Consider the following 9,591-nt stretch of genomic DNA (forward strand, 5'->3'; position numbering starts at 1 on the left):
CGTTTCGCGGTCAGGCGTGGACGGCAAATTGTTCGCGGACGTCTGTGAAGCGGCCGGTAACAGCTGCTGCAGCAGCCATGGCCGGACTCATGAGGTGTGTGCGCGCTCCCGTCCCCTGCCGTCCTTCGAAGTTCCGGTTGGAAGTGGACGCGCAGCGCTCGCCTGCCGGGACGACATCGTCGTTCATGGCGAGGCACATGCTGCATCCGGATTCGCGCCATTCAAAGCCTGCAGCGGTAAAGACCTTATCGAGGCCTTCTTCTTCCGCCTGCTTCTTGACCGTGCGGGATCCCGGCACGACCATGGCTCTGACGCCGTCGCGGACTTTCTTGCCTTCGATGACGCGTGCCGCTTCGCGGAGGTCACTCATGCGGGCATTCGTGCAAGAGCCGATGAAGACGTGCTGAATCTCGATGTCCGTGAATTTCTGGCCTTCTTCAAGGCCCATGTATTCGATGGCGCGAAGGAAGGAATCGCGCTCAAGCTCATTTTCGAAGTCTGAGGCATATGGGACATGGCCGTTGATGCCGGCCCCCATGCCCGGGTTGGTTCCCCATGTGATGAACGGCTCGATTTCATCGGAATGAATCGAAACCGACTTGTCGTACTCTGCACCTTCGTCTGAAGCGAGGGAAAGCCAGTCGGCTGCCGCCTGCTCGAAAGCGTCGCCATCCGGTACATACTTTCGGCCGCGCAGGTATTCGACAGTCGTCTCGTCCGGGCTGATCAGTCCTGCACGGGCGCCCGCTTCAATCGACATGTTGCAGATCGTCATGCGCTCTTCCATCGTGAGCTTGCGGATCGCTTCGCCCGTGTATTCCACGATGTGGCCCGTGCCCATGTCTGTACCGAACTTTGCAATGATCGCCAGAATAATATCTTTGGCGGCAACGCCCGGGGCAATCTCACCATCGATGCGGATCTCCATGGTCTTCGGGCGGGACTGCCAGAGTGTCTGTGTGGACAGCACGTGCTCGACCTCGCTCGTTCCGATTCCGAAAGCAAGTGCGCCGAATGCGCCGTGCGTGGAGGTGTGGGAGTCTCCGCAGACGATCGTTTTACCCGGCTGGGTAAGCCCGAGCTCAGGCCCGATGACATGGACGATCCCCTGATCCGGGTGATCGACGTCCGCGAGCGGCACCCCGAACTCCTCGCAGTTTTCTGCCAGTGTCCGGATCTGCTTGCGCGCGATCGGGTCATTGATCACTTTGCGGTTGACCGTCGGCACGTTGTGGTCCATCGTCGCGAAGCAGAGATCCGGCCGGCGGACTTTGCGCCCGTTCAGGCGGAGTCCTTCAAACGCCTGAGGAGAAGTGACTTCGTGAAGGAGATGGAGGTCGATGTAGAGGAGGTCCGGCTTGCCCGGCTCCCCGACAACGATATGCCGGTCCCAGATTTTATCGATGATTGTCTTTGCCATTGCGTTCCGCCTCCTGTTTTACATATACGAAAACATAATATCGTCCGACACGGCTTCCGCGTCGAGCTGTTCCATGACTTTGTCCGTCCATTCCTCTGTCGTGAGGCTGCGGCTTCCCGCCTGTGCGACATCCGCCGTACGGCATCCGTCTTCCAGCACAGTCTGGACTGCTTCCTCGATTGCCGCTGCCTCGGTTTCCATACCGAACGAGTAGCGGAGCATCATCGCTGCGGACAAAATTGCCGCCGCAGGGTTTGCGATGCCTTTGCCTGCAATGTCCGGACCGGAACCGTGCACGGGCTCATACAGGCCGAAGCCGTCGGTGCGGATACTCGCTGATGGCAGCATGCCGAGAGAACCGGTGATGACAGAAGCCTCGTCGCTCAGAATGTCGCCGAACATATTCTCCGTCACCACAACATCGAATGCGGACGGATCCGTAATCAGTTTCATCGCGCAGGAGTCGACCAGCTGGTGTTCGACCGTGACGTCCGGATAGGCCGCCTTTTTCTCTTCAACCACTTCCCGCCAGAGCCGGCTGGATTCGAGTACGTTTGCTTTGTCGACGGAAGTCACTTTGCCCCTGCGGACCCGGGCAAGTTCAAACGCCTTCTCGACGATACGGGAGATTTCCTCCCTCGAGTACACGAGCGTGTCATACGCATCATTTGCAGTACGGTCTTTTTCTCCAAAGTAGAGGCCTCCTGTCAGCTCGCGTACGATCATGAGGTCCACCCCTGCCGCTTTCTCTTCCTTCAGAGGGGATGCGGACAGAAGTGCCGGGACCGCCTTGACGGGACGGAGGTTTGCGAACAGGCCGAAATGTTTGCGGATGGCAAGCAGCCCCTTCTCAGGACGAAGCTCGGACGGGTTGCTGTCCCATTTCGGTCCCCCGACGGCACCCAGCAGGACGGCATCAGACGCCTCGCAGGCGTCGGCCGTCTCTTTCGGGAACGGGTTGTCGAGGGCGTCAATTGCCGCTCCGCCGATCAGGCCGTAGGAAAAATTGAATTCGTGCTGGTAGCGGCGTGCAATAAGTTTCAGGACCTTGACGGCAGCCCGTGTCACTTCAGGGCCGATTCCGTCTCCGGGCAATACGGCAATTGTCTTTTCCATGTTCATTTCCTCCTTTTTGGTGGCCGGCCCGCTGTGCAGGCCGTGTATGGTTACGTGATGGACACCGTTTCTGATGGCTGTTGTGCGTTTTTGACAAGTTTCCGATTGATCGCGTTCAGGTAGGCATTGGCCGTTGCTTCAAGTACGTCCTGTGCAGCGTCTCGTCCGGTGATCTCCTCTTCCCCGATCAGGACTTTGACGACTGCCTCGCCGAGTGCGTCGCGGCCCTTGCCGACGGACGAAACCCGGTAGTCGAGGATGTGGACCTTTTCGCTTACAATGCGCTCAAGCGCGTTGAAGATCGATTCAACGGAACCGGTGCCGGTCGCCGCCTCGGTGGTCGTCTCCCCGTCAGGCCGGACGACGGTGATCGTCGCCGTCGGGATGTTCGCCGTGCCGCTGGACAGCTGCACGCCCGAAAGTTCGTAGATCGGAGCGTCCGCTTCCTGGATCTGCTGGTCTGTGAGGATGACAAGAAGATCGGCTTCGGTGATGACTTTCTTTCGGTCAGCAAGCTTCTTGAATTCGGCGAATGCTTCGTTCAGACGCTCCGGCTCGAGCGTGAAGCCCATTTCTTCCGCGCGGGACTTGAACGCGTGGCGGCCGGAATGCTTGCCGAGGACCAATTCGGTATGGGCATCGCCGATCAGTTCCGGCGTGATGATTTCATAAGTGTTCGGGTTTTTCAGCATGCCGTCCTGATGGATGCCGGACTCGTGGGCAAAGGCGTTCTTGCCGGTCACTGCCTTGTTCGGCTGGATCGCGACGCCGGTCAGCTGGCTGACCAGCTGGCTCGTGCGCTTGATCTCCTTCAGGTTGATGCCCGTTTCCACATTGTAGTGGTCCTTGCGGATATGGAGTGCTACCGCGACTTCTTCTAGCCCGACGTTGCCGGCGCGCTCTCCGATCGCATTGATCGTGCCCTCGACCTGATCGGCGCCGTTCTCAATGGCGGCGAGTGTGTTTGCCGTTGCCATCCCGAGGTCGTCATGGCAGTGTGCCGACAGCTTCACGCGGTCGATGTTCGGGACATTCTCCTTGAGGAACTTGAAGATCGAACCGTATTCATGGGGCGTTGCGTAGCCGACCGTGTCCGGGATATTGACCGTCGTGGCGCCTGCCTTGACGACTTCACTCACGATGCGGGCGAGGAAGTCAGGCTCCGTGCGGGAACCGTCTTCCGCCGACCACTGGACGAGCGGGAAGAATTTCTTCGCGTACTTGACCGCTTCGACCGATGCCTCAATCACTTCTTCCGGCGTCTTTTTCAGCTTGTACGCCATATGGATCGGAGATGTGGCAAGGAAGATGTGGATGTGGGGCTGCTCCGCGACACGGAGGGCCTCCCATGCAGCATCGATATCACTTTTGTTGCAGCGGGCCAAGCCTGTCACAATCGAGTTTTTGACCGTTCCTGCAATCTTCCGGACGGCGTCCTGGTCACCGGGCGAGGCTGCCGGGAAGCCGGCCTCCATGACCGTCACGCCGAGCCGTTCCAGCTGGCGCGCAATCTCGAGCTTTTCAGCGGTGTTCAGGTTGATTCCCGCCGACTGCTCCCCGTCCCTCAGAGTCGTGTCGAAGATATCAATTTTGCGCACTGGCGACCACTTCCTTCTTAATTTTCTTCCCTTCGTTGACAAATGGCATCATCGCGCGCAGCTCACGGCCGACCGATTCGATCTGATGCTCGGACTCACGGCGGTTGATGGCGTTGTATTCAGGACGGCCAAGCTGGTTCTCGAGCAGCCAGCCTTTTGCGAACTTGCCATTCTGGATGTCTTCGAGCACTTCCTTCATGCGGGCTTTCGTATCGTCCGTGATCACACGCGGGCCGGAAACGAAGTCGCCCCACTGAGCTGTGTCGGAGATGGAGTAGCGCATGTTTTCGATGCCGCCTTCGTACATCAGGTCGACGATCAGCTTAAGTTCGTGGAGAACCTCGAAGTAGGCAACTTCCGGCTGGTAGCCAGCTTCGACCAATGTTTCGAATCCTGCCTTCACGAGCGCCGTCGTGCCGCCGCAAAGTACAGCCTGTTCGCCGAAGAGGTCTGTCTCGGTCTCTTCCTGGAATGTCGTTTCAAGAACCCCTGCACGCGCTGCGCCGACTCCTTTGGCGTAAGCAAGTGCAAGATCCTTCGCCTGTCCTGTTGCATCCTGGTGGATTGCGATCAGTGCCGGTACGCCAGCTCCGCTTTCGTACGTACGGCGGACAAGGTGGCCCGGTCCCTTCGGCGCGACCATGAACACATCGACATCAGCCGGAGGAACGATCTGGCCGAAGTGGATGTTGAACCCGTGTGCGAAGACGAGTGCCTTGCCTGCAGTGAGGGCCGGCTTGATCTCTTCGTTGTAGACCTGAGTCTGGCGCTCGTCCGGGAGGAGGACCATGATGACATCCGCCGCTGCGGCAGCTTCGGCGACCGGATAAACCTGAAGGCCGTCTTCCTGCGCCATTGCAAACGATTTGCCGGGACGTACGCCGACGATCACGTCAAAACCAGATTCTTTCAGGTTCTGTGCGTGGGCATGGCCCTGTGAGCCGTAGCCGATGACCGCGATTTTTCTGCCTTGGAGAACTGCCTCGTTAACATCCTGGTTATAGTACATTTTTGCCATTTTCATTTTCCTCCCTGTGGGTTCTGTTTTTTGGTTGGGCCGGATCTTGGAAGCGGGCCGGCCTGCCGCGAAAATCATTTTTGAAAGTTAGTGCCTGTTAATGAAGTATCAGGTCCGGTGCTGTTTCAGCCCGCTGCGTTTCGCGGGTGAAGGCAGTGACGCCTGTACGGGAAATCTCTTTGATGCCGTATGGCCGGAGAAGATCGATAAATGCTTCAATCTTCTCGGGGTCGCCCGTCACCTGGAACGTCGTGACGTTCTTGCTCATGTCGATGACCTGTGCACGGAACGGCTCGACGATGCTACGGACTTCCTGGCGGAGCTGCGGCGGGGTGACGACCTTGACGAGCGCCAGCTCCCTCATGACCATCGCCTTGTCGGAGATGTCATTGACCTTGATGACGTCGATCTGTTTGGACAGCTGCTTGACGAGCTGCTCGACCTTGCCCGGATCCTCGACATGGACGACGAATGTCATCTTTGACATGCCCGGTGTCTCGGTGTGGCCAACGGTGATGCTCTCGATGTTGAACTGCCGCTTCATGAGGAGTCCCGTTACCCGGTTCAGGACGCCGCTCTGGTTGAGGACTGTTGTCGTTATGATCCGTTTCACCGTTCCATCACTCCGATCATTTCACTGAGAGTCGCGCCCGGCGCAACCATCGGGTAGACGTTCTCTGTTGCAAGCACCCGGCAGTCGACAAGCGCCGGACCGTCCGATTCGATCGCCTCGCGGATCACCCGTTCGGCATCTGCAAGTGTCTCGACTTTGTAGCCTTTGACCTCATAGGCTTCCGCCAGCTTCACGAAGTCCGGCTGAACCGGCACCAGTGATGAAGAATAGCGCTCTCCGTGGAAAGTCTCCTGCCACTGTCGCACCATGCCAAGCGAGGCGTTGTTCATGATGATGACCTTCACCGGGAGTTTGAACTCCTGGAGGATCGACAGCTCCTGCAGAGTCATCTGGAAGCCGGCGTCACCGACAACCGCAACGACCTTCTCGTGCGGGAAGGCGAGCTGTGCGCCGATGGCAGCTGGGAATCCGAAGCCCATCGTCCCGAGGCCACCCGATGTCACCCAATGATGCGGGTGGTTCGGCTCGTAGTACTGGGCGGCGAACATCTGATGCTGTCCGACATCCGTCGTGACGATTGCATCGCCCCCCGTGTACTTGTGGATGAGGCGCACCGCGTCCTGGGGCATGATCTGCCCTTCAGGCGCCGCCTCATATCCGAACGGGCGTGTCTCCCGGTATTCGCTGAGCCGGGCAAGCCAGTCTTCCGTATCCGGCGCTTCAAAGCCCTTTCCGTTCAGCTCCGTCAGAGCCACTTTGGCATCCGCGACAATCGGGATTTCCGTCGGGACGTTCTTTCCGATCTCGGCCGGATCGATGTCGATGTGGATGACTTTCGCGTTCGGCGCGAACCCATCGAGCTTTCCGGTCAGCCGGTCGTCAAAACGGGCGCCGATGTTAAGGAGCACATCGCACTCCTGGATGGCCATATTGGCCGCGTACGAGCCGTGCATGCCCGCCATCCCGAACCCGAGTTCATGTCCGCCCGGGACGGTGCCGATGCCGAGAAGAGTCGTCGTCACCGGGATGCGGTTCGTTTCGATGAAGCTCCGGAGCTCTCCGGTGGCCTCTGCTGCGAGGATGCCGGCCCCGGCAAGGATCAGCGGCCGCTTCGCTTCCGAAAGGGCCTGCGCCGCTTTCTGGATCTGTAGGAAGTTCGGCTTGAATGTCGGCTGGTAGCCCGGGAGGTGAACCCCTTCCGGATGTCGGATATCCTCCGCAAGTGCTGTTACCGATACGTCTTTCGGGATATCGACGACGACCGGGCCCTTGCGTCCCGTGGAAGCGATATGGAAAGCCTCCTTGATGATGCGCGGGATGTCTTTTGCATCCTTCACCTGGTAGTTGTGCTTCGTGATCGGCTGCGTGATGCCGATCACGTCCGCCTCCTGGAAGGCATCCGTGCCGATTACCTGCTGGGCAACCTGACCGGTCAGGACGACGAGCGGGAGGGAGTCAAGCATGGCGTCCGCGATGCCGGTAACAAGGTTGGTCGCCCCCGGCCCGGACGTGGCGATGACCACGCCGGTCCTTCCTGTCGTGCGCGCATATCCTTCAGCCGCATGGATGGCACCTTGCTCGTGCCGGGCCAGGATATGGCGGATCGGGTTTTTGTACAGTGCATCGTAGATCGGGAGCACCGCACCGCCCGGATAGCCGAAAATAATGTCCACGCCCTCATTCTTCAAAGACCGGACCAGCAGGTCGGCTCCGTTGCCGGCAGTTTCCGGCATGACGGCTTGTTTTGTTTCCCTTACCTTGACGCTCGCTTCCATCTGCGCCTTCCTCCTTCACTCGTGAGTTTTGATATAAAAAAACAAAAGACCCTTCCACCCCCTGCACGGAACACAGATGTCTTCCGTTGCAAGGGATGAAAGAGCCTTTCATGGTACCACCCTTGTTCGCGGCTACGCCGCCTCGGTGGCCGGGCTGGGTGCCCGGCCGGTTGGTAACGGGGCGGCTCGATGCCAGCCCCGGGAACACCTTGGGAATGATCCGTTCAGTGTTCCGCTCGGAGGTGATGTCGGTCGGGGCTGCACTGCCGGGTTCCAGCTGTTCCGGCTCTCTGGTAAATGCAGGGGTCCTTCCCTTTTGCCTCTTCTGCGCTTTGGTTCATTTAAGTCTGCTGATGATCGTCAGATTTTCATGACGCCGCCTGTATTGGCGGAAGTGACCAGTTTGGAGTAGCGGGCAAGATAGCCCGTCTTGATCTTCGGTTCAAACGGCTTGAGATTCTTTCGCCGCTGTTCAAGCACGTCTTCCGGAACCTTGAGTTCGATCTTTCGGCTGACGAGGTCGATTTCGATAATGTCACCATTCTCGACCAGACCGATCGGACCGCCTTCCGCCGCTTCCGGCGAAATATGCCCGACTGCGATGCCCCGGGATGCGCCCGAGAATCGTCCGTCCGTGATGAGTGCCACTTTTGTGCCGAGTCCGCGTCCGACAATTGCCGATGTCGGGGCGAGCATTTCCGGCATGCCTGGGCCGCCTTTCGGACCCTCGTATCGGATGACGACCACATGACCTTCCTGGACCGTGCCGTCATCGATACCTTTTTGGGCTTCTTCCTGTGATTCAAAGACGATGGCATCGCCTTCGAACACCTTGATGGAAGGATCGACCGCGCCGACTTTGATGACGCCGCCATCCGGTGCCAGATTCCCATATAAGACGGATAGGCCGCCCACCGGGCTATACGGGTTTTCTTTTGGCCGGATGACCTGCTCATTCAAAATCTTGCTGTCTTGCACATTTTCATAAAGTGTTTTGCCGGTGACCGTCATCCGGTCCGGGTGAATAGCACCCGGGATGTCGCACAGTTCGCGGATGATCGCATTGACGCCGCCGGCAAGGTGCACATCATGCATCGAATAATCCGAAGCAGGCATGAGCTTGGACAAATATGGAACGCGCTCTGCGATTTCATTAACCTTTTTCAGGTCATAGTCAATGCCGGCTTCATGCGCAATGGCGAGTGTGTGAAGGACCGTATTTGTCGAGCCGCCCATCGCCATGTCAAGCGCAAACGCGTCATCGATAGTCTCTTCCGTAATGAGATCACGGGGCTTCACGTCTTCCTCGACCATGCGCATCAGCTGCTTGGCCGCCTCATAGATAAGCTCCTTGCGTTTGTCCGAGGTTGCGACGATTGTTCCGTTCTGCGGAAGTGCGACTCCCATCATCTCCATAAGGGTGTTCATCGAGTTGGCGGTGAACATCCCTGAGCAGGAACCGCATGTCGGACAAGCGCTCTGCTCGATTTCGAGAAGCTGGGTCTCGGACATCGATCCCTGTTTGTAGGCGCCTACACCCTCGAATACCGAGGTAAGGGAAAGCTGCCTGCCGTCGGAACCGACGCCGGCTTCCATGGGACCGCCCGATACGAAGACCGACGGGACGTTCGTCCGGACTGCCGCCATGAGCATTCCCGGCGTGATCTTGTCACAGTTCGGGATATAGAACACACCGTCGAACCAGTGCGCGTTGATGACCGTCTCAGCCGAATCAGCGATGATCTCCCGGCTCGGGAGCGAGTAGCGCATCCCGATGTGGCCCATCGCGATTCCGTCATCGACTCCGATCGTATTGAACTCGAACGGAATACCTCCCGCTTCACGGATCGCTTCCTTGACGACTTCCGCGAACTTGTTCAGGTGCATATGACCCGGGATGATGTCGACGTAGGAGTTACATACGCCGATGAACGGCTTGCCCATATCCTTCGCCTTGACGCCCGCTGCGTACAGCAAGCTACGGTGCGGTGCCCTGTCGATTCCTTTTTTAATCATGTCACTTCGCATACGATGATCTCTCCTCTGGATGGAGGCCGAGCGGCGTCTGGCCATGCTCTTTTGCCGTCTCT

Annotated in this window: 7 protein-coding genes; all 7 read right to left on the bottom strand. The window is 58.5% G+C overall.

The window, feature by feature from the left end; all coding sequences use genetic code 11:
* Nucleotides 1-10: 10 nt before the first annotated feature.
* On the bottom strand, nucleotides 11-1,420 hold the full coding sequence (gene leuC, locus BMX91_RS09755) for a 3-isopropylmalate dehydratase large subunit (protein WP_092053075.1): 1,410 nt from the start codon (nucleotides 1,418-1,420) through the stop codon (nucleotides 11-13).
* 18 nt (nucleotides 1,421-1,438) lie between these two features.
* Nucleotides 1,439-2,536 (bottom strand): 3-isopropylmalate dehydrogenase, encoded by a 1,098-nt coding sequence (gene leuB, locus BMX91_RS09760; protein ID WP_092053078.1) that lies wholly within the window; start codon nucleotides 2,534-2,536, stop codon nucleotides 1,439-1,441.
* 50 nt (nucleotides 2,537-2,586) lie between these two features.
* Entirely contained in the window at nucleotides 2,587-4,134 is a 1,548-nt protein-coding gene (locus tag BMX91_RS09765; RefSeq protein WP_092053080.1) for a 2-isopropylmalate synthase, read from the bottom strand.
* Nucleotides 4,121-5,152: a ketol-acid reductoisomerase gene (gene ilvC, locus BMX91_RS09770; protein ID WP_092053082.1), complete on the bottom strand. Its 1,032-nt coding sequence runs from the start codon at nucleotides 5,150-5,152 to the stop codon at nucleotides 4,121-4,123. Before ilvC ends, BMX91_RS09765 begins: the two co-directional genes overlap by 14 nt.
* Nucleotides 5,153-5,249: 97 nt before the next feature.
* The gene (gene ilvN, locus BMX91_RS09775) at nucleotides 5,250-5,765 is read right to left on the bottom strand and encodes an acetolactate synthase small subunit (protein WP_092053085.1); all 516 of its coding nucleotides are present in this window, start codon (nucleotides 5,763-5,765) and stop codon (nucleotides 5,250-5,252) included.
* Nucleotides 5,762-7,501 (bottom strand): biosynthetic-type acetolactate synthase large subunit, encoded by a 1,740-nt coding sequence (ilvB, locus tag BMX91_RS09780; RefSeq protein WP_092053090.1) that lies wholly within the window; start codon nucleotides 7,499-7,501, stop codon nucleotides 5,762-5,764. The genes ilvN and ilvB overlap by 4 nt, the downstream gene beginning before the upstream one ends.
* A 360-nt stretch (nucleotides 7,502-7,861) precedes the next feature.
* Nucleotides 7,862-9,529, bottom strand: a complete 1,668-nt coding sequence (ilvD, locus tag BMX91_RS09785) for a dihydroxy-acid dehydratase (protein ID WP_092053093.1) — start codon at nucleotides 9,527-9,529, stop codon at nucleotides 7,862-7,864.
* Between the last annotated feature and the right edge of the window lie 62 nt (nucleotides 9,530-9,591).

It is taken from the genome of Bhargavaea ginsengi (genome assembly GCF_900109165.1).
Taxonomy (GTDB): domain Bacteria; phylum Bacillota; class Bacilli; order Bacillales_A; family Planococcaceae; genus Bhargavaea; species Bhargavaea ginsengi.

Bases quoted from the DNA above. Each gene is read 5' to 3' on its own strand.
- ilvC (WP_092053082.1), bottom strand. From the start codon at position 5,152: ATGGCAAAAATGTACTATAACCAGGATGTTAACGAGGCAGTTCTCCAA.
- ilvB (WP_092053090.1), bottom strand. From the start codon at position 7,501: ATGGAAGCGAGCGTCAAGGTAAGGGAAACAAAACAAGCCGTCATGCCG.
- leuB (WP_092053078.1), bottom strand. From the start codon at position 2,536: ATGGAAAAGACAATTGCCGTATTGCCCGGAGACGGAATCGGCCCTGAA.
- leuC (WP_092053075.1), bottom strand. From the start codon at position 1,420: ATGGCAAAGACAATCATCGATAAAATCTGGGACCGGCATATCGTTGTC.
- ilvD (WP_092053093.1), bottom strand. From the start codon at position 9,529: ATGCGAAGTGACATGATTAAAAAAGGAATCGACAGGGCACCGCACCGT.